Raw genomic sequence first — 23,445 nt, 5'->3', positions numbered from 1 at the left:
CATGTTCAATTAACGCTTGCGCCAATGATTTGTTATCCTCTTATCGAATCATCCTTTTCGGTTAGCGAGGTATACATGAATATAGCAAACCCTGGCATGCAGTCCGTCGTAGACGCGCTTGGCGGCGAGGAGGGTCTCGCTGTCCTCGTAGAGGCTATCAGGCGGGCCGTCGAGGACAGGACCGCGGACACCGTCGAGTACATGGTCGAGGATGCCGGAGACATGGACTCCGTCCCCCACATCGCGAGGGATCTCGCGGCAATAGCCGTCAAGGGCAGACTCAAGACGCTAGGATTCGACGCGTCGGTCAGCCGCCGGGGCAGGAGCCACTGGAAGGACTTGCTCGCCACGGAGAGTGGCGTCCGAGTGACCGTGGCCAAGGTCGCCGTGGAGGGCACACGCCCCAGGAGCACGCCGTTCAAGGACAGCTTCAACTCGAACGGGCAGTTCCGTCTCGAGCTCGTCGGGGACGAGCTCGTACCCTCGCCCCCGACCGGAGAGCAAGCGAGCGCGATCATCACCTACCAGACGGCAGCAAAGCCCGGAAGGCCATCAGCTCTGACTCTGGCCTCCGTCGGCATCCTGCTCCCCGGAATCACAGAGGAGACCGACGAGTACCTATCACTCAGCCACCTCGTCCGTCGCGGCCGGACGGTCGAGCCCGCGGCAGTCGACATGCCCGTCGTCACCGTCAAGAGGGACGTCGAGAGGAGGGCGTCGGGCGATGGCCGATAGGGCGAGGAACAGCGTGCGGCGCGTCCGGGAGGCCCGCATGATGACGGCGAAGAGGCTCTCCGTCGAGTCCGGGGTCTCCCAGTCGACCATCTCCAAGGTCGAGAGGGGCGGCGCCGCTCTCACCGAGGAGGTGGCGGGCAAGCTCGCCAAGGCGCTCTCGACCACCCCGGAGGTGCTGATGGGCGGCACCGGCCACGTCGGCACCACCGTGTTCTTCAGGTCCATGAGCGCCGCGACGAAGTCCGCGCGGAGCGCCCAGGACGCGAGGTCGGAGATGGTCGACTCCATCGTGGCGGAGCTCGACTCCATCCTCGACTTCCCGAGCTTCGACGTCCCGACGATCGGCGCCGGGTCGGTTGACGAGATCTCCGGCGCCGACATCGAGCGTGCCGCGAGCGACCTCAGGGCAGCCTGGGGCCTCGGTGACGGACCGGTCGCCAACCTCGTCGCCTCCGCCGAGGCGCACGGCGTCGTCGTGTGCATGTTCCCGTTCGGGGTCGAGACGCTCGACGCCCTCTCGAGGATGGGGTCGACGAGCCGCCCCGTTGCGATGGTCAACACGGAGCTCGGGAACGCCTTCCGCTGGAGGTTCGACGTCGCCCACGAGCTCGGCCACATGGTGCTTCACCGCGGGATCCCGGGAATCGAGTCCATCCCGTCTGACGTCAGGAAGGTGGTCGAGTCCCAGGGGCACCGCTTCGCGGGGGCGCTGCTGCTTCCCGAGGGGCCCTTCAGGGACTCCCTCGTCGGCCTCTCGCTGGAGGACTTCAAGATGGCCAAGCTGACGTGGGGCGTCTCCATACAGGCGATGGTGAGGAGGGCGTACGACCTCGGCCTCCTCGACGAGTCGCAGTACACCTCCAGACAGGTCGCCATAAGCCGCAAGCGCTGGAGGAAGTCCGAACCCTACGACGGGGAGAGGATGCCCGAAGCCCCGACGCTCCTCAGGACGTGCGTCTCGCTCGCCGTGAGGGAGGGGCTGCTCGACGTGAAGGCCCTCATGGCGAGGTGTGGGGTGCCCGAGGACGTGTTCGAGGACGTCGTCGGCGTCCCTCGAGGCTTCGTCTCCTCCGGCGGGTTCGGGGCGGCCTCGAAGGTCGAGGTGAGGCCGAAGGGCGACCTCCGGTTCGTCTGACGTGCCGCTTGCTGTCATTTCGTGCGCGAACGTGTCACAAGATGTGTTTTCGTGCTGCAAAGTGTTGCAAAGGATGGGGAGATGGGTAAGAATGCAACCAACAGTACCCCGCACGCGACCCGTCCGACTGGCGGAGCGAACCAGGCGGGGTCGTCTTTTATTCCGATGAAGAGCCCTCTTTCGCTCAGGGATCAGCTCTCCCTCATGAAGGGTCGCGGCCTTCTCGTTGAGGACGAGGCCTCTGCCCTGAGTCATCTCGCGGAGTCCAACTATTACCGCCTTCGAGGGTACTGGCTCACGCTCGAGTCGGACGGCGCTTTCATTCCGGGAACGACTTTTGATGACATCTGGGAGATTTACCTGCTCGACGCCGAGCTGAGAGACTGGGTTTGGCGAGCGCTCGCGCCCATTGAGGTGAAGGCGAGGACATCGTTTGCCTACCATATGTCGATGGCCCTCGGCCCGCTCGCCCACGAGGACTCGAATAACTTCCTTAGCTCAAAGAGCCACGCGAGGTCAATGGGGAACTTCAAGAGGGAGCGCGACAGAGCGCTGGATGATGGCGTCCCCTGCGTCGTCCACAACATGGGGAAGTATGGCGATCTCCCTATATGGGCGGCCGTCGAGGTCATGTCAATGGGGACTGTCTCGCAGCTATACGGAAACCTAGCGGATTCGGCCGCATACCCGAATGGGACGAGCGTCAGAGCGGCCGTCGCCAGGGACTTTGGGGCTAAGCCCTTCATCCTCAGGAGCTGGCTCAGACATCTGACGTACGTTCGCAACATCTGTGCCCACCACAGCAGGCTGTTCAACAGGGTCATGACCACGCGACCAACGATGATCAGCCCCGACTCGGCATACAAGGGGGACAAGCAGTTCCCCACGCTCCTGGTCATCCGGAGAATCTTCGAGTCCTCGTGGCCTCAACGATGGGATGACCTAGGGACGGAGCTCTCAGCAATCGTCGGCCGACACCCAGGCGTCAGCCTGGCGCCCATGGGGTTCCCGATTGACTGGAAGAGGCCTCTGAGAATCAGGTAGCACAAGAGCGCCCCGCGCGTCCTGCCAGACGACACGGGGCAAGCGCCAGCCAAGGGAACACTTGAAAGGCAGGTACATTATGCCACGCAGGAAGAGAAGGACGCCAGAGCCCGACCGCACCTCGTGCGTGATCTACGCGCGGTTCTCGAGCGACAAGCAGCGCGACGAGTCCATCGAGGACCAGGTGCGCGTGTGCTCGGACTGGGCGGCGGGCCACGGCCTGACCGTGGTGGCCACCTACGCCGACCGCGCCCTCTCGGGCACGAGCGACGAGCGCCCGGAGTTCCTGCGCATGGTCGCCGACGCGCGCTCGGGCAACTTCGGCACGGTGCTCGTCTACAAGCTCGACCGCTTCGCGCGCGACCGCTTCGACGCCGCCGTCTACCGCAAGCGCCTCGCGGAGTGCGGCGTGGCGCTCCAGTCCGCCATGGAGTCCATCCCCGAGGGGCCCGAGGGCGTGATCCTCGAGGCCGTCATCGACGGCTACAACGAGTACTACTCCCGCAACCTCGCGCAGAACACGCTGCGCGGCATGATGGGCAACGCCGAGGGCTGCCTCGTCAACGGCGTGCGCGTCTACGGCTACCGCACGGGCGCCGACGGCCGCTACGAGGTCGACGAGGACGAGGCTCCCCTCGTCCGCGAGGCCTTCGAGCGCGTCGCCGCCGGTGAGGGCCGCAGGTCCGTCGTGGAGTGGCTCAACGCCTCCGGCTCGCGCAACACGCGCGGCAACCCCTGGACCACCAACTCGCTGCGCGGCGTGCTCACCAACGAGAAGTACCGGGGCGTCTACCTCTTCAACGGCGTCAGGGTCGAGGGCGGGATGCCGCGCATCGTCCCCGACGAGCTCTTCTCGACCGTCCAGGCCCTCATGGACCACCACCCGCAGCAGAACCGATTCGCCCTCTGCGGGAGGCTCTTCGACGCAGCGACCGGGACCCCGTACCGGGGCACGAGCGGCACGGGCTGCTCGGGCCGCCGCTACCTCTACTACTCCGTCCCCACCGGGGGCGGCCACGAGCGGCGCTACCCAAAGGACGAGGTCGAGGAGGCGGCCGTGAGCGCACTCGCCCGGGCCTTCGCCGACCGCGACCTCTCCGAGCGGATCGCGCGGGCCGCGGTCCTGGCCATGGAGAGCGACGGGGACTCCCCCGCCGTCCGCCGCGCCCGCCGGCGCCTGGCGGAGATCTCCCGCGCCGAGCGCAACATCCTGCGCGCCGTCGAGGCGGGCGTCGTGCCGCCCGGGACCGACCGGCGCCTGGCGGAGCTCGCCGGGGAGCGCGCGGCGCTCGAGCGGGAGGTCGAGGCGGCCGCCACGGCCGTCCCCACGGTCGAGGAGATGGCGGAGTGGGTCCGCACGCGCCTCTGCCGGCGCGACCCGGACGCCCTCCTGCGCCACGCCGCCTCCCGCGCGACCATCGACGACCGCGGCGTGCTACGTGTGGAGATACCGTGGCGCGCGAGCGAGAATCTGCTCGAAACGGGCGTCTCCGCGGCACAAAAAATCGGCGAACGCCCAGCTCAGGGGCAGTTCGCCGAATTCAAGTTTGGTAGCCCGTACCAGATTCGAACTGGTGATCTCCGCCTTGAGAGGGCGGCGTCCTGAACCGCTAGACGAACGGGCCGTTCTGGTAGCCCGTACCGGATTCGAACCGGTGATCTCCGCCTTGAGAGGGCGGCGTCCTGAACCGCTAGACGAACGGGCCACATATGCGATTGTGAGGCAAGCGGCAAATGGCTGGGACTGAGAGAGTCGAACTCCCGTTGACGGAACCAGAATCCGCTGTCCTACCACTAGACGAAGTCCCAATTTGCCACTTCGCGCGCCTCTCAGCGCAAGGAAGTACTATACGGGAATCGTCCCGCGCGCGCAACCGGAAATTCTGGAGAAGTTATGCGGGGGCGGCTACCACCTGAGCCAGGCGAGAAGGGCCTCGCGCTCGTTGGGAACCTCGCCGGCCTTCACGGCCTCCAGGAGCTGGGCGAGCACCATGCCCACGCCGGGGCCCGGCTCGATGCCGCGCTCGGCGATCACGTCGGCACCGCCCACGGCCAGGTCGCGCGCGCGCCACACGCCGCCGGCCGCCAGCTCGCGGCGCAGCACCGCGCTCATGGCGTCCAGCTCGACGGCGTAGCCCATGCACGCGGGGGCCTTGGCCACCGCGTCGGCGCGCTTGAGGTCGAGAAGCGCGAAGGCCAGCGGCCGCGCCTGGCCCGGCGCCGCCGCCTCCAGCTCGGAGAGCATCCGCCGCATGGACGGCGCGCTCGCACGGATCTCGAAGTCGTGCAGCAGCACGAGCGCCGCCGCCCCGCGCGTCACCTCGCCTGGGATCGCCAGGCGGCCCATCACGCGGCGCGTCACCCGCGCGCCCTCCCCCGGGTGCCCGAAGAAGTGCCCGCGCCCCGAGACGTCCTCGCTCCAGCACACGGGCTTGGCCACGTCGTGCAGGAGCGCGGCCCAGCGCAGCGCCGCGCTCGGACAGCCGCCGGCGAACTCCTCGACCCCCGCGCAGACGCGTGCGGTGTGCTCGAGCACGTCGTGGGCGTGGTAGGGGCTCTTCTGGTCGAACCCGGCCATGGGCGCGAGCTCCGGAACGGCGGCGGCGAGCACGGGGAGCTCGTGGCGCAGCGCCCATGCGACGCGCCCGGTGGCGAGAATGCCGTCCAGCTCCTGGCCGACGCGCTCCTGGGCGATCGCCGCCAGGCCCGACGCGCCCGCCTCGAGCGCCGCCTGCGTCGCGGGCTCGATCGCCGCGTCCAGCCGGCACGCGAAGCGCACGGCCCTCAGCACGCGCAGCGCGTCCTCCTCGAAGCGCCGCCGTGGTTCCCCCACCGCACGGATGACGCACGCCGCGAGGTCCTTCTCGCCGCCGAAGGGGTCGAGCAGGCCGCGCTCCGGGTGGAAGGCCATCGCGTTCACCGTGAAGTCGCGGCGCGCCAGGTCCTCGCGCACGTCCGTGACAAAGCGCACCTCGTCGGGATGGCGGCGGTCGGAGTAGGTGCCCTCGACGCGGTAGGTGGTCGTCTCGACGGGACGCCCGTCCGCGACGGCGGTGACCGTGCCGTGGTCCGTCCCCGTCTCGTGGACGGCCATGCCCGCCTCGCGCAGCACGCGCGCGGTCTCCTGCCACGGCGCCGAGGTGGTCACGTCCACGTCATGTCCCGGCCGGCCGAGAAGCGCGTCGCGCACCCAGCCGCCAACGACCCAGGCCTCATAGCCCGCGCCCTCGAGCGCGCCCAGGACGCGCCGCGCGTAGGCGGGCAGCTCGCGCGCCAGGCGCGCCTCGACGTCCGCACCCATGCGAGCCACCTCCCCGCGTCCTTCTCTGCCCGTCGTCCTTCTCGCCCGATTCTAGCAGGAACGCCCCCGAGCGCCGCCCCGGCGCCCGTGCTATGCTCGGCTCGTTAAGTCACGCGAGAAGGGATTCCTATGGACGAGAAGCTCACCGTCACCCCCGACGACCTCGCCGCCGCCAGCGCCGACTTCCGTGCCGATCGCGCCAACGTCGTCGCCAAGAACGCCGTCACCGCAAGCGGCATCCGCGCCGCCGCGCGCGTGCCTGAGGCCGTGGGAGCCAACGCCATGACCTTTGACGTGGAGGTCCGTCAGGGGGAGCGCTGCGACCAGCAGCACTCCGGGCGCTGTTGGATGTTCGCGAGCCTCAACACCATGCGCCATCGCATCATCCGTCGCTACAACCTCAAGACCTTCGAGCTCAGCCAGACCTATCCCCTCTTCTGGGACAAGCTCGAGAAGTGCAACTGGTTCCTCGCCAACATCCTGGACACCCTCGACGAGCCGCTCGACGGGCGCCTGGTGAGCTACCTGCTCTCCGACCCGATCTGCGACGGCGGCCAGTGGGACATGTTCCGCAGCCTCGTGAAGAAGTACGGCGTCGTGCCCAAGGAGGCCATGCCCGAGACCGCCTGTTCACGCAACACGCGCGAGATGGACAAGTATCTGACGCGCTACCTGCGCGGATGCGCGCGGCGTCTGCGCGAGAGCGCGGAGGCGGGCGTGAGCGCCGACGACCTTCTCGACATGCAGCGGGAGATGATGGGCGACGTCCACCACTTCCTCGTTACCTGCCTGGGCGAGCCGCCCGCGCGCTTTGAGGTGCGCCTGCGCGACAAGGACGACAAGCTCGTGCTCTCCGGCAGCTTCACGCCCCAGGAGTTCTTCGCCGAGGCCGTGGGCATGGACGTCGACGACTATGTGAGCCTCATCTCCGCACCCACCGCCGACAAGCCCTTTGGCCACGTCTACACCGTGAGCCGCCTGGGCAACGTCGTTGAGGACGGCGGCGTGCGATACCTCAACCTGCCGATCGAGCGTCTCAAGGAGGCGGCCGTGGCGCAGCTGCAAGACGGCCTGCCCGTGTGGTTCGGCTGCGACGTGGACCAGAGCTACCTGCGCGCCGAGGGCATCATGGACACCGCGGCGCTCGACGTGGACGGCCTCTTTGGCTTCCCGGTGGAGGGCTGCCTGAACCGCGCGGAGCGCCTGGACTACGGAGAGTCCCTCATGACGCACGCGATGGTCCTCGAGGGCGTGAACCTCACCGCCGACGGCCACCCCACGCTCTGGAAGGTCGAGAACAGCTGGGGCAAGGACCATGGTCGCGACGGCTTTGACACGCTCTCCGACGCCTGGTTCGACGAGTACGTCTACCAGGTCGTCGTGGACCGCCGCTACCTCACGGACGATGAGCGCGCCGCCTACGACACCGAGGAGGTGCGCGTGCTCGCACCGTGGGATCCGATGGGCTCGCTCGCCCGTGTGCGGTAGGCCCAGCATCGCTCCCACGAGGTTTGGGTTCGCGATTTCTGGAAAACACGACTTGCTCGCGACAAAAGCCCTGTTGGCGTTTAGCTGATTCGGCCACGGAGCCTTAACGTGAACCCAAACCGGAAAACGGTTTGGGTTCGTTTTACGCGCCGCGAGGGCACTGATATTGTTTTTGAAACTAGTTACCTGCGGTTTTGTCGGAGGTCAGGGCAATCGCGCCCAAACCGTGAACCCAAACCTCCCAGAAGGGGGATTTCAGAACTCCGCGAAGCGCGGCTCGCCCGCGCGGGCGAGCTCCTCGCCGCCGGCCAGCTCGTAGACGGCCGAGCAGAACCTCTCCTCGTCGCCCGCACGGAACAGGCACGTGAGCTGCACGTCCTCGGTGAAGAGCGACTCCGTCACGCGCCCGCCGGCGTCCGCGCACATCCGCGTCACGCGGTCGTAGAGCGCGTAGGGCAGCTGCACCCTCACCGGGCACACGAGCGTCATCTCCGCGATCGCGCCGTCCCTCTCGGCCGCGGCGACCGCGGCCTGCGTGGCGGCGGTGTAGGCGCGCACGAGGCCGCCCGGCCCCAGCAGCGTCCCGCCGAAGTAGCGCGTGACCACGCAGCACACGTCCGCGAGGCCCGCACCGCGCAGCACCTCGAGCGTGGGCATGCCGCTCGTGCGGCTGGGCTCGCCGTCGTCGGAGCAACGCTCGCGGCCGTCCGCGAGGATCCAGGCCGGGACGTTGTGGCGCGCGTCGTGGTGGCGCGCGCGGACCTCGGCGACGAAGGCCTCGGCCTCCGCCTCGGACCCCACGCGCCTGAGCTGGGCGATGAAGCGGCTGCGGCGGTCCTCGAACTCGCCGGTCACCTCGACGCCGGCCCGCAGCGTGCGATAACCCTCCCCCGTCACCGGGCGCACCTGAGCAGCGGCGCGCCGGCGCCGACCTCGTCGCCCGCGGCCGCGAGGGCCTCCACGCGCGCGAAGTCGCCGGGGTTGGTCACGGTGACCACGACCGTGTCGTCCAGGCCGCGCTCGGCCATGAGCGCGCGGTCGAAGGCCAGGACCGGCTGGCCCGCGCGGACCGCGTCGCCCTTGCGGACGAGCTGGCGGAACCCCTCGCCGCGCAGCGCGACGGAGTCGAGGCCCACGTGCAGCAGGACCTCGGCGCCCTCCTCCGACCTCACGAGCAGCGCGTGCCTCGTCTTGACCTCAGCGACGACCGTCCCCGTGACGGGCGCGTACGCGACGTCGCCCTCGGGCGCCACGCCCGCGCCGACGCCCAGCATGCCCTGCGAGAACGCGGGGTCGGCCACGTCGGCGAGCGCGACGACGCGCCCCGCCACGGGCGCGCACACGGCCCCGGGGCCCTCGGGGGCGGGCACGGGCTCGAGCGCCGACCTCGAGCGGTCCAGAAGCGACGATCCGAGTTTGCCGAACAGACCCACGCGATGCCCTCCCCCACGCGCCGCGCGCGGCGGCAACCTTTTAAGCAAAGGTATTGTAGAACAAGCGAATGCGACCGGCCCGCAGCGCCCTCATGGTAGAATCGCAGACGCGAGGTGGGCCAGGCGACCGCGGGGCGCGTTCGCGCGCCATGAGGAAAGTCCGGGCTCCACAGGGCAGGATGCCGGCTAACGGCCGGGCGGGGTGACCCGACGGAAAGCGCCGCAGAAAAGAAGACTCCCACTGGCGGGCCGCGCCCGTTAAGGGAAAAGCTGAAACGGTGGTGTAAGAGACCACCAGCGTCGTGGCAACACGGCGGCTTGGCAAGCCCCATCCGGAGCAAACGCAAATAGGAGCGCCATGGTGTGGCCCGCACCGCGCTCGGGTTGCGCGCTAGAGGCGGCCGGAGACGGCCGTCGTAGATAAATGGCCGCCCACGACAGAACCCGGCTTACAGGCCCACCTCGCACCTTCCACGCTCATCTCGGCCTGGGCCTGTGGGCCGTGGCGCCCCACTTCCAGAGTGGTCTTGGACCATCCCCGCGTGCGGTTGGGCTAGAAACAACGGGTCGTCCCCCTTGACGCGTGCGCTTGGGTTAGAAACAACGGGTCGTCCCCCTCCCCGCAGGCGCTTGGGTTAGAAACAACGGGTCGTCCCCCTCGAAGCGACGCTCCAGAGAGGGACGACCCGGTAGTTTTAACCCGGACGCCGCCGTAAAGGGGGACGACCCGGTAGTTTTAACCCACACAGAGAGAACGTGCGGGACCTAGTCGAGGTCGCCGAAGTCGGCGGGGTTCACCGCGGGGGCCGGCGTCGGGATCGGCGCGGCGACGGGCGCGGGCGCGCTCACGGGGCCGTCTGCGTGGGTGGTGCCGGCGGAGCCGCTCGGCGCGGCGGAGAAGCTGGACTGGGCCGGGAACATGGCCTCGGCGTCGTCCATGAAGTGCTGCAGGAGCTTCTTGTACTCGCCGCGGAACTCCTCGCGGGAGGCCTTGAGGCGGTCGATCTCGTCGAGCTCGTTCTGCTTCTCGGCGAGCGCCTGGCGGATGACCTCGCGGGCCTTGGCGTCGGCCTCGTTGCGGATGCGGTCGGCGTTGTCGCGGGCCTCGGACAGGAGCTTGTCCGCGGACTGCTGGGCGACGATGAGGACCTGGGAGATCTGGCGCTCGGAGGCGGCGAGGTCGGCGGACGGCGCGGCGGGGGCGGCCGGGACGCTCACCGGGTTCTCCTCCAGGCTCGCGATCTGGGCCTGGGCGGCGGAGAGCTGCTGCTCGGTGGAGGTCAGGCGGCCCTTGAGGTCGGCGATCTTCTGGAGCATCGCGTCAACCTCGGAGGAGAGCTGCTCGAGGAAGGCGTCGACCTCCTCGGTGTCGTAGCCGTGCTTGGAGGGAGAGAAGGTCTGCTGTTCGATGTCTGCGGGTGTGATTGCCATTCCTGTTCCCTTTCGCTTCGATGGACCCGGGCCGAGGCCCGCGTGCCAATGACGTTCCAAATTTTACAGAAGAATCGTGTACAGAAGACGCTCGATGACGCTCAGCACCAATATCGCCACAACAGGCGACCAGTCGATGCCGCCCACCGGCGGGATGAACCGACGGAAGATCTGCAGGTAGGGCTCCACGAGCATGCCTATGGCACCCCTGAGGTCGTCCACGAAGCTGCCCGGGCGCAGCGGGAACCACGTCATCAAACACCAGATGACGACGAGCCACCCGTAGATGTCGAAGAGCTTCTGGACGAGGACGAAGATCTGGTAGGTTCCCATGAGACCCTTTCTGGGGTACGTGGCTCTCGGTCTGCGGGGCGGGGCGGCGCTACCCGGCGAGCTCGCGGGTCCGCGCCAGCGCGGCGTCGACCGCCGCGAAGGTGCCGGCGACGAGCGGCCCCTCGAGCTCGCGCAGGGCCGCGGCGGTGGTGCCGCCCGGGGACGTCACCCGCTCCATGTATTCCCTCGGATGGACCCCCTCATTCAGGAGCTGCTCGGCGCAGCCGCGCATCGTGGCCTCGACCAGCTCGCGCGCCGCGGCGGCGGGCAGGCCCCGCAGCACGCCCGCGCGCGTGAGCGCGTCGACGAACAGCGAGAAGAACGCCGGCGCGCAGCCCGAGACGGCCCCGGCGACGTCCAGCTGGTCCTCGCGCATGACGGCGACCGAGCCCAGGGCCGAGAAGAGCGTGCGGGCCAGCTCGACGTCCTCGGCGGTCGCCCGCGTGCCGGCGGCGAGCGCCGTGGCGCCCGAGCGCACCTGGACGGGCAGGTTGGGCATCGCGCGGACCACGCGGGCGCCCGGAAGCGCGGACTCAAGCGCGGAGAGCGGCACGCCCGCGGCGATCGAGATCACGAGCGCGTCGGCGACGAGCGGGGCGGCGGACGCCAGGACCTCGCCCAGGACCTGCGGCTTGACCGCGAGGACCACGACCTCGGGGCGCTCGGCGAGCAGCTCGGCCTCGCCCGGGAAGACGCGCATGCCGAGCTCGGCGAGCGCGGCGCGGCGGTCGGCCTCGTGGTCGGCCGCCAGCACGTGCGCGGCGTCCGCGACGCCCGCGGCGACCAGGCCGCGCGCGATCGCTCCGCCCATGGCGCCGGCGCCGATGACGCCGACCCTCAGATCGAGCTTCTCGCCCATGGCGCGACCCCCTAGCGGACGAGGTCGCCGTCGGCGACGAGCTTGTCGAGATCGGTGGCGCTAAGCGAGGCGCCGGCGGGCAGCACGGCAAAGACGCGGTCGCCGAGCTCGGTGACCGAGCCGTTCACGCCGTAGGAGAAGCCGAAGCTGAAGTCGAGGATGCGCTTGGCGGTCTCGATGTTGGTGTTGCGGAACACGAGGACCACGGGCTGGTTGGTGCGCACGCGCTGCACGACGGTCTGGACGTCGTCGTAGGAGACGGGGCGCAGGACGTAGGGCGGCAGCTGCGAGGTGGTGACGCGCATCGTGGCGCCCAGGTCGGCGGACGCGGCGGGCGCGGGGGCGTCGTAGCTCGCGCGGTAGGGGTCGGACGGCTGGTAGGCGCCGTAGCCGCGGGACTGGGGCTGCTCGGCGGGCGTGGTGCTCACCGGGCGGCCGGAGCGGGTGTAGACGGAGATGCTCTCGGCCTCGGGGCGCGGCGTGGTGCCCAGCAGCCGGCCGCTGCCGCCGGTGTCGCGGGAGCGGCGGTCGTCCTGCTCGTAGCCGTCGGACTCGTAGTCCTCGTCGTAGTAGTCGTCCTCGTAGTAGTCGTCGACGCCGCGCAGGCGGTCCTTGATCGTGTCGAGGAAGCTCATGGTTGACCCTTCTTTCGCGCGCCAGAGGCGCAGCCCATACTATGCGAGGTCGTAACCTCGGTCGAACACGCATCGTCCCAGGCGGACGAGGGTCGAGCCCTCCTCCACCGCGATCTCGAAGTCGTCGCTCATGCCGCACGAGAGCGTGCGCAGCGGCAGGCCCGTGCGCAGGCGCAGCTCCTCCGCCAGGTCGCGCAGGCCCGAGAAGGTCCTTCTCGCCGCGTCGGCGTCGCCGGCGGGGGCCATCGTCATGAGGCCGCGGACCGAGATGCCCGGAAGCTCCAGGATGCCCTCGACGGACGCGCGGAGCTCGTCGGGAGAGAAGCCCGACTTCGAGCGCTCGCCGGAGACGTTGGTCTCGAGGAGCACGTCCGCCACGATTCCGCGCGCCTCGCAGCGCGTCGAGACCGCCTCCGCGAGGTGCCCCGAGGAGATGGAGTGGATCAGGCGGACGCGCCCGATCACCTGGTTGATCTTGTTCTTCTGCAGGTTGCCGATCATGTCGAAGGAGACGCCGGCGGCCTCGGGGCTTCCCTGCAGCGCCTCGAGCTTGCGCCCGAGCTCCTGCGGGCGGTTCTCGCCGAACAGGCGCCAGCCCGCGCGCATGGCGAGAAGGGCGGCGTCGGCGTCAACCGTCTTGGAGACGGCTATGGCCTCGACCTCGCCCGGCTCGCGCCCGGCGCGGCGCGCGGCGTCCGCGATCCGCGCGAGGATCGCCTCGCGGCGCTCCCGCAGAAACGTCTCGTATGACCTCGGGTCGTTGCTCATCAAAGCGTCGCCTCCCCCGCCCCCATGAGCGCGATCGCGCCGTGGCGGCCGGTCTCGCCGGACTCGGCGCGGTAGGAGAAGAACCGGTTGGTCGCGCTCGCCGTGGAGACGTCGCAGACCGCCACGCTCTTCTCGTCCACGCCCGCGGACGCCAGTGCGGACACGACGGCGGCCGTCAGGTCGAGGTGGCGCGGTGTCGGCACGACGGAGGGCCCGAACTCGGCGGCGAAGCGCGCGGCGAGCTCCTCGGAGACCTCGTAGTCGGCCGCGCCGACGTGCGGTCCCACGTAGGCGAGAAGCTCGGAGGGCACGCAGCCCACCTCGGCGCAGAGTGCGCGCGCGCACTTCTCGGCGATGCGCGCGATCGTGCCGCGCCAGCCGGAGTGGGCCACGGCGAACGCGCCCGGGGCGACCAGGACCACGGGCACGCAGTCCGCGAAACACATGAGGACCGGCACGCCCGGGGCCGTGCAGACGACCGCGTCGGCGCCCGCCTCGGCCTCGGCGCGGGCCGCGGCCAGCGCGGCCGGCTCGGCGGAGCGGACGCTCACCACGTGGTCGCCGTGGACCTGGTGCGGGACCACCAGACGGTCGAGAAGACCCTCGGCGCCGACCGCGGCCAGGGCGCGCCGGCGGTTCTCGGCCACGCGGGCGGCCTCGTCACCGCAGCGCGCGCCGAGGTTGAGCGAGGCGTACGGCGCGGCCGAGACGCCGCCCGTGCGCTCCGTGAACGCGAGCGTGACCCCGCCCGGACGGGACTCGTCCGTGAGCAGGGTCACGCCGCCAGAGGTCTGTCGCGTGAGCGAGGCCATCGCTAGAGACGGCTGCGCTTGAGGAAGTCGGGGATGTCGAACTCCTTGTCGTTGGACGAGGAGGACGAGGCCGGGCGGCTCACGTTGATCGGCATGGACGCCGGCTGGGCGGCCGGGGCGGGCGCGGCGGCCGGGGCGGCGACGCGCTCGCGGGCGGCCGGGCGCGCGACGGGCGCGGCCATCGACGGCAGCGTCTGCTGGACGTTGGCGTCGTTGAAGCCGGTGGCGATGACGGTCACGCGCACCTGGTCGCCGAGGGACTCGTCGACGACGGTGCCGAAGATGATGTTGGCGTCGGGGTCGACGTTCTTGGCGACGAGGTCGGCTGCGTCGTTGATCTCCTGGATGCCGAGGTCCTTGTTGCCGGCGATGGACAGCAGCACGCGCGTGGCGCCGTCGATGGAGCTCTCGAGCAGGCGGCTGGAGATGGCCTCCTCGGCGGCGTCGGTGGCGCGGTTGTCGCCGGAGGCGGTGCCGATGCCCATCATGGCCGTGCCGGCGCCCTTCATGATCGTGCAGACGTCGGCGAAGTCGAGGTTGATCAGGCCGGGGACCGTGATGAGGTCGGTGATGCCCTGGGTGCCCTGGCACAGCACGTCGTCGGCCATGCGGAAGGCCTCGAGCATGGTGGTCTTCTTCTCGGAGAGGTCGAGCAGGCGGTCGTTGGGGATGACGATCAGCGTGTCGACGTTCTCGGCGAGGTTGGAGATGCCGTCCGTGGCGGAGGCGTAGCGCTTGCGGCCCTCGAAGGTGAACGGCTTGGTGACGACGCCCACGGTGAGCGCGCCCACGTCGTTCTTGGCGATGTCGGCCACGACCGGAGCGGCGCCCGTGCCGGTGCCGCCGCCCTCGCCCGCGGTGATGAAGACCATGTCGGAGCCGGCGAGCGCGGCCTTGATCTCGTCGCGGGAGTCCTCGGCGGCCTCCTTGCCGACCTCGGGGTTGGCGCCGGCGCCGAGGCCCTTGGTGATGTCGGTGCCGATGTGGACCTTGATGTCGGCGTCGGAGATGGCGAGCGCCTGGGCGTCGGTGTTCACGGCGACGAACTCGACGCCGCGGATGCCCTCCTCGATCATGCGGTTCACGGCGTTGGTGCCGCCGCCGCCCACGCCGACGACCTTGATGACGGCGAGATAGTTGCTGAGGGTGTCGGTGTCCTTGATCATCGTGTTCTCCTTGCCTTCGTTCGTACGTCGTTTGGAGCACTGTGCGTGTGTCGCCCTGTCCCGTACGAGGCAAACCCTAAAGGTCAAGTTAACCCCGACGCTTGGGATAAAGCGACGTATCTTGGCACACTCGAGGGTTCGCCGTCAAGTCGTGTGACGAGAATGTGGATTCAGCAGGTGAGGGTGGCCCTCCCCCGCGTGAGAGTGACAGGCCAGACCGACGGACGCTTACGACGAAAGGCAGACGCCCCCACGTGAGAGTGACAGGTTCTGCGGTCCGCGCGGCTGGATCGGGCGTCGCGAGCGGTATAACCCGTCACTCACGGGCGACTGCGGCGCGAGGGCGCTGGGCGAGAAGGACGGCGAGAAGAGCCGGGGGTCACTCGTCCGTCTCGGCCGGCTCCTCGGGCTCCTCCTCGGGGTTCACGCCGCTGCCGAAGGTGAGGTTGTCGGAGCTGAGCTCGCGGTAGGCGGGGCTCGAGACCACGCGCACGTTGATGAGAAGCAGCCCGCCCTCGTGCTCGGCGAGGTAGCCCTCGACGATGCGCTCCTTCTCGGCGATGTCGGTGGGGGCGCCGAGGGACACCTCGACCCCGTTCTCGAGCACGCAGGAGATCCCCTCGGCAGAGGGGGCGCGGAAGCAGACGATCTGCGCGTTGAAGTCGGACGAGAAGCCCTCGCGGAACTGCGCCACCGCGTCGAGCGTCGCGTCGGTCGCCTCGGCGCCGGCCGACGGCTCGACCGTGGCCGGGACGTCCGTCACGAGCAGGCAGCCGTTGTCCCTCGCGATCGCGAGCGCGGCGTCGTTGGTCGACTGCCCCTCGGCCGGCTCGACCATGACCGGCTCGATCCACGTGCCCTGGTCGCTCAGGTACCACGCGACGGCACCCGAGCTCATGAGCACGAGCGCGTCGACGCGCTGCTCCTGGATCCGAATGCCGAGCGTGCTCGGGAAGCGCCGGTCGAAGTCGACCGAGGCGACCCAGGGGTTCTTCCTGAGCGCCTCCTCGATCGCGTTGGTGTCGACGTTGAGCAGGGTCGACCCGGCGGGGACCTGCGCGAGGCTCTGCACGGACTCGGCGCTCACGTGCTCGGTGGGCTCGACCTCGATCGAGGTGATCTCGAAGGCCGAGGTGTTGCGCAGCACGAAGAGGGCGACGACGCCCACGAGCGCGAGGGCGGCGACGCAGGCCGCGACGATCCCGGCGGTCCTCAGGGCCTGGCCGCGCTGGTGCTGGAGGCGGCGCTGGCGCGGCTGCAGGCCGTCGGCCTTCTCGCCGCGCGGCGCGACGCTCGGGAGCCTGAGCCCGCCGCCGGCCCTCTCCCTGGTCCGGCGCGCGCCGGTCGCCGCGGCGCCGGCAGGGGCGCGACGGGGCGCCTTGGGGGCCTTGGGAGCCGCCACCTTCTTCTGCGCAGGGGCCTTCTCCCGCTTGCGCGGGGTGGCCCTCCTCTTGCCGTCAGCCACGCGCTACCCCCCGAAGCCGAGGAACTTGACCTCGCAGGAGAGGTCGACGCCGTGACGCTCGAGGACGGCGTCATGGGCGCGGGTGATCAGGGCGAGGACGTCGGCGGCCGTGGCGCGGCCGCGGTTGACGATGAAGTTGGCGTGCACGGGCGAGATCTGCGCGTCGCCGCACTCGGCGCCGGAGAGCCCGCAGGAGGCGATGAGCTGGCCGGCGGAGCCGTCGGGCGGGTTGCGGAAGACCGAGCCGCAGCTCGGCTGGGAGAGCGGCTGCGCCTTGCGCCGGCGGCGCAGGCGGGCGTCCATGTCCGCGGCGATGGCGTCCTTCTCGGCGGGCATGAGGGCGAGCGTGGCCTCGAGGATGATCTCGGAGGTGGGGATCGACGTCGAGCGGTACCCCCAGCTCACCTCGTCGCCGTCGTAGCGGTGCAGGCCCTCGCCGGGGCGCAGGACCACGAGGTCGCGCACGCGGCGTCCGATCCACTCCCGGCGCGTGCCCGCGTCCATGGCCAGGGCGCCGCCGAGCGTCCCCGGGATGCCGACGCACGGCTCCAGGCCGGAGAGGCCGGCGCGCAGCGCCTCGTTCACCACGCGGGAGAGCAGGGCGCCCGCACCCGCGGTGAGCGTGTTGTCCTCCCCTATCCTGACCTGGGAGAACTCGTCGTCGAGGGTGATCACGCAGCCGTCGTAGCCGGCGTCGTCGACAAGGACGTTGGAGCCCTTGCCCAGGATGACCCAGCGCACGCCCTCGTCGCCCAGGACGGACACGGTGCGCGCGAGCGCCTCGTAGTCGCGCGGGCGCACGAACAGCGCCGCGGGACCGCCGATGCGGTAGCTCGTGTGGCGCGCGAGGGGCACGTCGCGCTCGACGGAGGCGTCGACCGCGCCCGAGAGGCTCATGTAGGCATTGAAGAGGCTCAACGGCACGAGCCCTTCTCGGCGGCGGCGCGCTCGTTCATGGCCTTGATGAACGCGGGGCCGACGGAGGTCACGTCGCCCGCGCCCTGCGTGATGAGCAGGTCGCCGGGACGCACCAGGTCGCAGAGGTTCTCGATGAGGTGGCGCCGGTTGGGGACGTAGACGACGTCGGCGACGTTGCCGGTGTGGCGCACCGACTCCACGACGGTCTTGCCTGAGACGCCCGGGATGGGCATCTCGCCGGCGCCGAAGACGTCCATGACGCGCAGGACGTCCGCCTGGTCGAAGGCGGTGCCGAACTCGGCGGCGAGGGCCTGCGTGCGGCTGTAGCGGTGCGGCTGGAACACGCAGACGATCCGCTTGAAGGGCAGCTCGGACGCGGCGGCGAGCGTGGCGCGGACCTCGGTCGGGTGGTGGCCGTAGTCGTCGACCACGGTCACGCCCGCGACGTCGCCCACGTGGGTGAAGCGGCGGCGGGCGCCCTTGAACTGGGACAGCGCCGTCGCGGCGGCGTCGGCGTCGAGCCCGAGCGCGTCCGCCACGGCGATCGCGGCGGTGGCGTTGGCCATGTTGTGGCGGCCGGGGTTGGCGGAGATGGTCACGCGGACGGTCTTCTCGCCGCCCGGGAGGCGCACGGAGAAGTTGCTGGCCAGCGCGTGGGTGGGCGCCTCGGGCAGGCAGACGTAGTCGCAGGAGGGGTCGAAGCCGTAGGTGAGCACGCGGCGGCCCGTGGAGCGGGCGAGCTCGACGTAGCGCGCCACGTCGCCGTTGACGATGACGGTGCCGGCGTCGCCGACGAGGCCCATGAACGTGCAGAAGGTCTTCTCGATGTTCTCGAGCGTGCCGTAGTGGTCGAGGTGGTCGGCCTCGATGTTGGTCACCACGACGACGTTGGGGTGCAGGTAGAGGAAGGAGCCGTCGGACTCGTCCGCCTCGCAGACGAAGTGCTCGCCGGAGCCGTTGCGGCCGTTGGTGTCGTAGCCCTCCACGACGCCGCCGATGAGGAACGACGGGTCGAGGCCCATCTTGTCGAGCATCGTGGCGACCATCGAGGACGTGGTCGTCTTGCCGTGGGTGCCCGCCACGGCGACCGTGGTGGAGGCGCCGGACAGGTACGACAGCATCTTCGCGCGCGGCCAGATGGGGATGCCCAGCTCGCGGGCACGGACGACCTCGGGGTTGGTCTCGGGGATCGCGGTGGAGGTGACCACGACCTGCGGGGAGACGGCGTCGATCGTCGCGGCGTCGTGGCCGACGCGGACGTCGATCCCCACGGCCTCGAGCTCGCGGACGTAGTGGGAGCTCTTGAGGTCGGAGCCCGTGACGCGGCAGCCGCGCTCGTGCAGGACGAGGGCGATGCCGCTCATGCCGGCGCCGCCGATGCCGATGAAGTGGGCGCTCGTAACGTTTGCTGTCTCGGGCATGGTGAGAGACCTCCGTCTGTGTCGTTGCATACACGCTCTACTGTATCCCAAAAGGCCGCGCGCCCGGGCCTTTCGGCGAGAAGGACACACTCCCTCCGCGTCCTCACGCGTGGGTTGAGGACGGCGGGCGGCGGGCCCTTCTCGGTTCTGTGCGCAGCTCCGGCGCGCTAGAGTCCGGCGGCGCGCTCCACCTCGTCGGCGAGGCTCGCGGCGGCCCGGGACTGGGCGAGCGCGAGCGCGGCCTCGCGCATGGCGGCGCGGCGGCCGGGGTCGTCGAGGAGCCCGAGCAGCGTCGAGGCGAACTCGGGCGCGTCGATCCTCTCGTCCGCCAGCAGCTCGGCGGCGCCGGCGTCCACGAGGAAGCGCGCGTTGGTGGTCTGGTGGTCGGCCGTGGCGTGCGGGTAGGGCACGAGCAGGCTCGGCACGCCCACGGCGGCGATCTCCGCGATCGAGGAGGCGCCGGCACGGGAGAGCACGAGGTCGGCCGCGGCGAGCGCCTGGCCCATGTTGGAGATGTAGGGCATCACGCGCCAGCGGATCTGCTCCTCGGGGGTGAGCGCGAGCGCCGAGACCGTCTCGTCGAAGCCGTCGGCGCCCGTGGAGTGCACGACGACGAGGCCCTCGCGCGAGAGCAGCTCGCGCTTGAGGCGGCCGACGCCCTCGTTGATATGCGCGGCGCCGAGCGAGCCGCCGAAGACCAAAAGCATCGTCTCGTGCGGCTCGACGCCGAAGGCGGCGCGGCCCTCGTCGCGGCTGGCGTTCACGACGCTGCGGCGCACGGGGTTGCCGGTGAGGACGACCTCGCGGGCGGCGCGGCCCTCGCGCTCGAAGGCGGCGCGGGCGGCCGGGACGGAGATGCACACGCGCGAGGCGTGCGGCGCGAGCGCCTTGTTCGCGAGGCCCGGCACCGAGTTCTGCTCGTGGAGCACGTAGGGGACGCCGAGGCGGTGGCAGCAGTTGAGCAGCGCCATCTCGACGTAGGCGCCGAAGCCCACGGCGACGTCGGGCGCGCCCTCGGCCGAGAAGAGCCGCGCGATCTGCGACTGGGCGCGCCGCATGCGGTAGAGCGAGGTCGCGAGCGTCCAGGGGCGCGAGCGGTCGAAGCCGGAGACCACGACCGGCACGAGCTCGAAGCCCGCCTCGGGGACGAGCCGCCCCTCGAGCTTGGCGGTCTGCCCGAAGAACCTCACGTGATGGCCGCGGTCGCGCAGCTCCTCCGCGAGCGCGAGCGCCGGGTTGATGTGCCCCGCCGTTCCGCCCGCCGCGATTGCCACCTCAAGGTGCTTCTCGGCCATGCCGTCCTCCGTCCGTCGGCTGTCAGTCACCCTATCCTAGCGCAGGGCGGCCGACGGGCGCGCGGTCCTTCTCGGTTGCGAGCGCGGGTTGGGAAATCGCGCGCGTCCCCGCCGGCGTCGGCGCTTGGGTTAGGAAATCGCGCGCGTCCCCCTCGGGGCGGCGAGAAGGACGGGGACGGGCGTCATTTTCTAACCCGACCGCCCCTCCGGACGGGGACGCGGGCCGTTTTCTAGCCGAGACCGCCTCGGGGTGGCGAGAAGAACGGCGCCCTAGCGGCGGCGCGCGCCGCCGCGGCCGCCGTTGCGCCCGCGCAGTCGGTCGGCCGCGCTCGGGCCGAGGTCGATCCGCGCGCGCCCGTCCCGTGAGCCGCCGCCCTGGACGACCTTCAGGCCGCCCCCTCGGGCGCGGCTCGGCGCGGCCTTCGTCGTCCGCGCGGCGCCCAGGTCGCCGGTGTCCCCCGGCGCGAGGTCCCGGCCGCGCCGCGAGCGCGGGGTCGCCTCGCCGACGAACGAGAGGCCGGGCGCCGACGCCTCCCCCAACCCCGCGTCGACCTGCCGCCAGCTGCGGCGCGCGTCGTCGTGCTCGGTCTCCGGGAGCCTTGAGTGCACGGAGACGGACGCGATCATGCCCACGATCATCAGGCTCGCGATCATGGACGAGCCACCGTAGCTCACGAACGGGATCGGCTTGCCCGAAAGCGGGAAGAGGCCGAGCACGCCGGAGACGTTGAGCAGCAGCTGGATCATCACGAGCGACGTGCAGCCCGCCGCCACGAGGCGTCCCGCGAAGTCGGGCGCGCGCCGGGCGATCTCGAGCCCCGCCCACATGAAGACCGCGAATCCCGCGAGCATGCCGAGGGTCCCCACCAACCCGCACTCCTCGCCGATCACGGCGAAGATGAAGTCGTTGTGGGCCATCGGCAGGTACGAGTACTTCTGGCGCGAGAAGCCGATCCCCACGCCGAACAGGCCGCCCGACCCGAAGGCGTAGAAGCCCTGGATGAGGTGGTAGCCCTTGTCGTACGGGTCGGACCAGGGGTCGATCATGGCCTGAAGGCGCTCGAGCGAGTAGGCGTCGCGCACCGAGACGATGAACAGGCCCACCACGCCGAGCAGAAGGACGCCTGCGAGGATCCCCCGGGGCATGCCCGCGAGGTAGCCCATGACGAGCAGCGTGAGGCCCAGGACCATGGTCGTGCCCTTGTCGGGCTGCAGGAGGATGAGGAGCAGGGGCACGCCCACGCCCGCCGCGAGGAGCTTCCAGAACGACGAGAAGTCGAGCGTGCCCTCCTCGTAGTAGCGCTCCGCGAGATTGGCGGCCGTGAAGATGATCGTCATCTTGGCGAACTCGGAGGGCTGGAGGTCGAAGAAGCCGAGGTCGATCCAGCGGGACGCGCCCATGTCGTTGTCGGTGCCTGCGACCAGCACGAACAGAAGCATGCCGGCCGTGACCACCCAGATGGGCATGAGCAGGCGCCGCACCCACCAGTGGTAGTCGATGCGGGCGAGCGCCACGGCGACGACCGCGCCGAGCGCGATGAAGACGAGCTCGCGCTTGAGGTAGTAGGCGGCGTCGCCGGTGGTGTTCATGGCCGAGACGGACGACGCCGAGAAGACCATGAGCGCGCCGAAGCCCACCAGGCACGCGACCGCCGCCACGAGCACGAGGCGCGGGCGCATGAAGCGCTCGGGGACCCCGAAGACCGAGCGGCCGGAGCGCTCGCGCGCGGCGCGCGAGGCGCCTCTTGATGCCGAGGTGCGGGCCATGCTACTCCCCCTGCGGCGCCGGGGCGGCGTCGCCCTTCTCGGCGAGCGCTCGGACGAGGTCCTTGAAGAGGCGTCCGCGCTCGCCCATGTTGGAGAACTCGTCGAAGGAGGAGCACGCGGGCGAGAGGAGCACGGTCTCGCCGGGGCGCGCCTCGGCGGAGGCCGCGGCGAACGCCTCGCGCAGGCGCGCGGCACGCAGGACGGCCAGGTCGGAGGGCACGGCCTCGAGCGCGGCGGCGATGCGCTCCCCCGCCTCGCCGTAGCAGACGGCGGCTCGGCAGCGCGCGCGGACGGCGGCGGCGAGCGAGGCGAGGTCGGTCCCCTTGTCGTGGCCGCCGAGCAGCAGCACCACCGACCCCGGCGCGAAGGCCGTGAGGGCCTTCTCCACGGCGTCGGTGTTGGTGGCCTTGGAGTCGTTCACGTAGCGGACGCCGCGGACCGTGGCGACGGGCTCCACGCGGTGCTCGATCGGCGAGAAGGACCTGAGCCCGGAGCGCACGTCCTTCTCGGCGACGCCGAGCTCGAGCGCGACGGAGGCCGCCGCGAGCGCGTTCTCGGCGTTGTAGCGCCCCACGATCTTGAGCTCGCCGGCGTCGACGAGCGCGTGCTCCGCGCCGTCCAGCCGCACGACGAGGGTCTCGCCGCGCAGGAAGGCGGCGCAGGACGAGGTTGGCACGGACTCGACGGAGAGGCGGCAGACGCGCAGGCCGCGCCCCTCCGCGCGCGCCGCCATGGCACGGCAGAAGTCGTCGTCGACGGAGACCACGGCGAGGTCGCCCGCGTCGAGGTTGGCGAGCTCGCGCTCCTTGGCAGCCGCGTACGCCTCCATCGTCCCATGCCACTCGAGGTGGTCGGGCGTGACGTTGAGCACGATCGCGGCGCGCGGGTGCAAAAGGCGCGTCGTGGCGAGCTGGAAGCTCGAGAGCTCCGCGACGAACCAGGTGCCCGCCCCGCGCCCGTCGAGCGCCTCGATCGCGGGCGTGCCGATGTTGCCCACGGAGACGGCTTCCAGGCCGCCCTCGCGGAGCAGGTGCGTGAGCAGGGAGGTGGTGGTGGTCTTGCCGTTGGTGCCGGTGACCGCGGCCCAGCGCTCGGGACTCTCGCGCCACGCGAGCTCCGGCTCGCCGACGACCTCCGTGGAGCAGGCGCGGGCGGCCGAGAAGAACGGGGACGAGTCGGGGATGCCCGGGGAGGCGACGGCGAGGTCGAAGCTGCCGGTCACCTCGTCCGTGCCGCACACCACGCGCGCGCCGAGGGCCTCGAGCGCGCGGGTCCCCTCGCCCGGCTCGGAGGCGGCGCCCCCGAAGACGGTGACGGAGTCCACGCGCGAGCCGAGGAGCGCGCAGAGGTAGCGCGCGGCGGCCTCGCCGGTGCGGCCGAGGCCGAGCACGGCGACGTTCCCGAGATGTGCCTGAGGGGTGACGGTCATTGTCGGCACG

General features: G+C 70.7%; 21 protein-coding genes, 3 tRNA genes, 1 other RNA gene and 1 pseudogene. 6 read left to right on the top strand and 20 right to left on the bottom strand.

Features of this window, described 5'->3' with window-relative positions; translation table 11 throughout:
• The first annotated feature begins 75 nt into the window (after nucleotides 1-75).
• The 4 genes and pseudogenes from INF26_RS03765 to INF26_RS08650 all read left to right on the top strand — a co-directional run.
• Nucleotides 76-735, top strand: a complete 660-nt coding sequence (locus tag INF26_RS03765) for a hypothetical protein (RefSeq protein WP_087226574.1) — start codon at nucleotides 76-78, stop codon at nucleotides 733-735.
• Nucleotides 725-1,870, top strand: a complete 1,146-nt coding sequence (locus INF26_RS03760; RefSeq protein WP_087226571.1) for an XRE family transcriptional regulator — start codon at nucleotides 725-727, stop codon at nucleotides 1,868-1,870. Before INF26_RS03765 ends, INF26_RS03760 begins: the two co-directional genes overlap by 11 nt.
• Before the next feature lie 81 nt (nucleotides 1,871-1,951).
• Nucleotides 1,952-2,914 carry an Abi family protein gene (locus INF26_RS03755; protein ID WP_193529370.1) on the top strand — a complete coding sequence of 321 codons (963 nt, stop codon included), beginning with the start codon at nucleotides 1,952-1,954 and terminating at the stop codon, nucleotides 2,912-2,914.
• A gap of 79 nt (nucleotides 2,915-2,993) precedes the next feature.
• A pseudogene (locus tag INF26_RS08650) lies at nucleotides 2,994-3,779 on the top strand (recombinase family protein); the annotation flags it as partial.
• A gap of 161 nt (nucleotides 3,780-3,940) precedes the next feature.
• Here the strand turns inward: INF26_RS08650 and INF26_RS03745 are convergent.
• From INF26_RS03745 to INF26_RS03725, 5 genes are all read right to left on the bottom strand, one after another.
• Nucleotides 3,941-4,273, bottom strand: coding sequence for a hypothetical protein (locus INF26_RS03745; protein ID WP_193529369.1), 333 nt, complete (start codon nucleotides 4,271-4,273; stop codon nucleotides 3,941-3,943).
• Between the two features lie 189 nt (nucleotides 4,274-4,462).
• Nucleotides 4,463-4,539 (bottom strand) — tRNA-Glu (locus INF26_RS03740).
• Nucleotides 4,540-4,543: 4 nt separating this feature from the next.
• Nucleotides 4,544-4,620 (bottom strand) — tRNA-Glu (locus INF26_RS03735).
• 29 nt (nucleotides 4,621-4,649) lie between these two features.
• Nucleotides 4,650-4,723: transfer RNA gene (locus tag INF26_RS03730), tRNA-Gln, on the bottom strand.
• 97 nt (nucleotides 4,724-4,820) lie between these two features.
• The gene (locus tag INF26_RS03725) at nucleotides 4,821-6,215 is read right to left on the bottom strand and encodes a CCA tRNA nucleotidyltransferase (RefSeq protein WP_193529368.1); all 1,395 of its coding nucleotides are present in this window, start codon (nucleotides 6,213-6,215) and stop codon (nucleotides 4,821-4,823) included.
• Nucleotides 6,216-6,344: 129 nt separating this feature from the next.
• Between INF26_RS03725 and INF26_RS03720 the strand changes: the two genes are divergently transcribed.
• Nucleotides 6,345-7,703: a C1 family peptidase gene (locus tag INF26_RS03720; protein WP_193529367.1), complete on the top strand. Its 1,359-nt coding sequence runs from the start codon at nucleotides 6,345-6,347 to the stop codon at nucleotides 7,701-7,703.
• 255 nt (nucleotides 7,704-7,958) lie between these two features.
• Here the strand turns inward: INF26_RS03720 and INF26_RS03715 are convergent, their stop codons facing one another.
• Complete coding sequence (locus tag INF26_RS03715; protein ID WP_193529366.1) at nucleotides 7,959-8,600, bottom strand: IMPACT family protein; 642 nt, start codon at nucleotides 8,598-8,600, stop codon at nucleotides 7,959-7,961.
• Nucleotides 8,597-9,136 carry a PTS sugar transporter subunit IIA gene (locus INF26_RS03710; RefSeq protein WP_193529365.1) on the bottom strand — a complete coding sequence of 180 codons (540 nt, stop codon included), beginning with the start codon at nucleotides 9,134-9,136 and terminating at the stop codon, nucleotides 8,597-8,599. The genes INF26_RS03715 and INF26_RS03710 overlap by 4 nt, the downstream gene beginning before the upstream one ends.
• Nucleotides 9,137-9,247: 111 nt before the next feature.
• Here INF26_RS03710 and rnpB point away from each other — a divergent pair.
• Nucleotides 9,248-9,604: RNase P RNA component class A (gene rnpB / locus INF26_RS03705), an RNA gene on the top strand.
• Between the two features lie 297 nt (nucleotides 9,605-9,901).
• On the opposite strand, the gene INF26_RS03700 is transcribed toward rnpB, so the two are convergent.
• The 13 genes from INF26_RS03700 to murD all read right to left on the bottom strand — a co-directional run bounded on the left by INF26_RS03700 (nucleotide 9,902) and on the right by murD (nucleotide 23,435).
• Nucleotides 9,902-10,567 carry a DivIVA domain-containing protein gene (locus INF26_RS03700; protein WP_193529364.1) on the bottom strand — a complete coding sequence of 222 codons (666 nt, stop codon included), beginning with the start codon at nucleotides 10,565-10,567 and terminating at the stop codon, nucleotides 9,902-9,904.
• A 63-nt stretch (nucleotides 10,568-10,630) separates the two neighbouring features.
• Nucleotides 10,631-10,900: a YggT family protein gene (locus INF26_RS03695; protein WP_193529363.1), complete on the bottom strand. Its 270-nt coding sequence runs from the start codon at nucleotides 10,898-10,900 to the stop codon at nucleotides 10,631-10,633.
• A gap of 49 nt (nucleotides 10,901-10,949) precedes the next feature.
• Nucleotides 10,950-11,759 carry a pyrroline-5-carboxylate reductase gene (gene proC, locus INF26_RS03690; protein WP_193529362.1) on the bottom strand — a complete coding sequence of 270 codons (810 nt, stop codon included), beginning with the start codon at nucleotides 11,757-11,759 and terminating at the stop codon, nucleotides 10,950-10,952.
• Between the two features lie 11 nt (nucleotides 11,760-11,770).
• Nucleotides 11,771-12,394: a cell division protein SepF gene (locus INF26_RS03685; protein ID WP_193529361.1), complete on the bottom strand. Its 624-nt coding sequence runs from the start codon at nucleotides 12,392-12,394 to the stop codon at nucleotides 11,771-11,773.
• Between the two features lie 39 nt (nucleotides 12,395-12,433).
• Entirely contained in the window at nucleotides 12,434-13,162 is a 729-nt protein-coding gene (locus INF26_RS03680) for a YggS family pyridoxal phosphate-dependent enzyme (protein ID WP_193529360.1), read from the bottom strand.
• The gene (locus INF26_RS03675; RefSeq protein ID WP_332307296.1) at nucleotides 13,162-13,941 is read right to left on the bottom strand and encodes a polyphenol oxidase family protein; all 780 of its coding nucleotides are present in this window, start codon (nucleotides 13,939-13,941) and stop codon (nucleotides 13,162-13,164) included. Before INF26_RS03675 ends, INF26_RS03680 begins: the two co-directional genes overlap by 1 nt.
• A gap of 35 nt (nucleotides 13,942-13,976) precedes the next feature.
• Nucleotides 13,977-15,140, bottom strand: coding sequence for a cell division protein FtsZ (ftsZ, locus tag INF26_RS03670; protein WP_193529358.1), 1,164 nt, complete (start codon nucleotides 15,138-15,140; stop codon nucleotides 13,977-13,979).
• Between the two features lie 379 nt (nucleotides 15,141-15,519).
• A complete protein-coding gene (locus tag INF26_RS03665; RefSeq protein WP_193529357.1) occupies nucleotides 15,520-16,605 on the bottom strand; it encodes a cell division protein FtsQ/DivIB in 1,086 nt (361 codons plus the stop codon).
• 3 nt (nucleotides 16,606-16,608) lie between these two features.
• A complete protein-coding gene (murB, locus tag INF26_RS03660) occupies nucleotides 16,609-17,529 on the bottom strand; it encodes a UDP-N-acetylmuramate dehydrogenase (protein ID WP_332307295.1) in 921 nt (306 codons plus the stop codon).
• On the bottom strand, nucleotides 17,520-18,944 hold the full coding sequence (gene murC, locus INF26_RS03655) for a UDP-N-acetylmuramate--L-alanine ligase (RefSeq protein ID WP_193529356.1): 1,425 nt from the start codon (nucleotides 18,942-18,944) through the stop codon (nucleotides 17,520-17,522). Before murC ends, murB begins: the two co-directional genes overlap by 10 nt.
• A gap of 167 nt (nucleotides 18,945-19,111) precedes the next feature.
• On the bottom strand, nucleotides 19,112-20,239 hold the full coding sequence (murG, locus tag INF26_RS03650) for an undecaprenyldiphospho-muramoylpentapeptide beta-N-acetylglucosaminyltransferase (RefSeq protein ID WP_193529355.1): 1,128 nt from the start codon (nucleotides 20,237-20,239) through the stop codon (nucleotides 19,112-19,114).
• A 270-nt stretch (nucleotides 20,240-20,509) separates the two neighbouring features.
• Nucleotides 20,510-22,006 carry an FtsW/RodA/SpoVE family cell cycle protein gene (locus tag INF26_RS03645; RefSeq protein ID WP_193529354.1) on the bottom strand — a complete coding sequence of 499 codons (1,497 nt, stop codon included), beginning with the start codon at nucleotides 22,004-22,006 and terminating at the stop codon, nucleotides 20,510-20,512.
• A gap of 1 nt (nucleotide 22,007) precedes the next feature.
• Nucleotides 22,008-23,435, bottom strand: a complete 1,428-nt coding sequence (gene murD / locus INF26_RS03640; RefSeq protein WP_193529353.1) for a UDP-N-acetylmuramoyl-L-alanine--D-glutamate ligase — start codon at nucleotides 23,433-23,435, stop codon at nucleotides 22,008-22,010.
• Nucleotides 23,436-23,445 lie beyond the last annotated feature (10 nt).

The sequence above is a fragment of the Thermophilibacter gallinarum genome (genome assembly GCF_014982725.1).
Taxonomy (GTDB): Bacteria; Actinomycetota; Coriobacteriia; order Coriobacteriales; family Atopobiaceae; genus Thermophilibacter; species Thermophilibacter gallinarum.
The sequence above is the reverse complement of the archived record's forward strand: the minus strand, read 5'-3'. Positions and strand labels throughout refer to the sequence as shown.

Bases quoted from the DNA above. Each gene is read 5' to 3' on its own strand.
- INF26_RS03645 (WP_193529354.1), bottom strand. From the start codon at position 22,006: ATGGCCCGCACCTCGGCATCAAGAGGCGCCTCGCGCGCCGCGCGCGAG.
- ftsZ (WP_193529358.1), bottom strand. From the start codon at position 15,140: ATGATCAAGGACACCGACACCCTCAGCAACTATCTCGCCGTCATCAAG.
- INF26_RS03725 (WP_193529368.1), bottom strand. From the start codon at position 6,215: ATGGGTGCGGACGTCGAGGCGCGCCTGGCGCGCGAGCTGCCCGCCTAC.
- INF26_RS03760 (WP_087226571.1), top strand. From the start codon at position 725: ATGGCCGATAGGGCGAGGAACAGCGTGCGGCGCGTCCGGGAGGCCCGC.
- INF26_RS03755 (WP_193529370.1), top strand. From the start codon at position 1,952: ATGGGTAAGAATGCAACCAACAGTACCCCGCACGCGACCCGTCCGACT.
- INF26_RS03700 (WP_193529364.1), bottom strand. From the start codon at position 10,567: ATGGCAATCACACCCGCAGACATCGAACAGCAGACCTTCTCTCCCTCC.
- INF26_RS03765 (WP_087226574.1), top strand. From the start codon at position 76: ATGAATATAGCAAACCCTGGCATGCAGTCCGTCGTAGACGCGCTTGGC.
- murG (WP_193529355.1), bottom strand. From the start codon at position 20,239: ATGGCCGAGAAGCACCTTGAGGTGGCAATCGCGGCGGGCGGAACGGCG.
- proC (WP_193529362.1), bottom strand. From the start codon at position 11,759: ATGGGCGAGAAGCTCGATCTGAGGGTCGGCGTCATCGGCGCCGGCGCC.
- INF26_RS03720 (WP_193529367.1), top strand. From the start codon at position 6,345: ATGGACGAGAAGCTCACCGTCACCCCCGACGACCTCGCCGCCGCCAGC.
- murC (WP_193529356.1), bottom strand. From the start codon at position 18,944: ATGCCCGAGACAGCAAACGTTACGAGCGCCCACTTCATCGGCATCGGC.
- murD (WP_193529353.1), bottom strand. From the start codon at position 23,435: ATGACCGTCACCCCTCAGGCACATCTCGGGAACGTCGCCGTGCTCGGC.
- INF26_RS03695 (WP_193529363.1), bottom strand. From the start codon at position 10,900: ATGGGAACCTACCAGATCTTCGTCCTCGTCCAGAAGCTCTTCGACATC.
- INF26_RS03685 (WP_193529361.1), bottom strand. From the start codon at position 12,394: ATGAGCTTCCTCGACACGATCAAGGACCGCCTGCGCGGCGTCGACGAC.
- INF26_RS03680 (WP_193529360.1), bottom strand. From the start codon at position 13,162: ATGAGCAACGACCCGAGGTCATACGAGACGTTTCTGCGGGAGCGCCGC.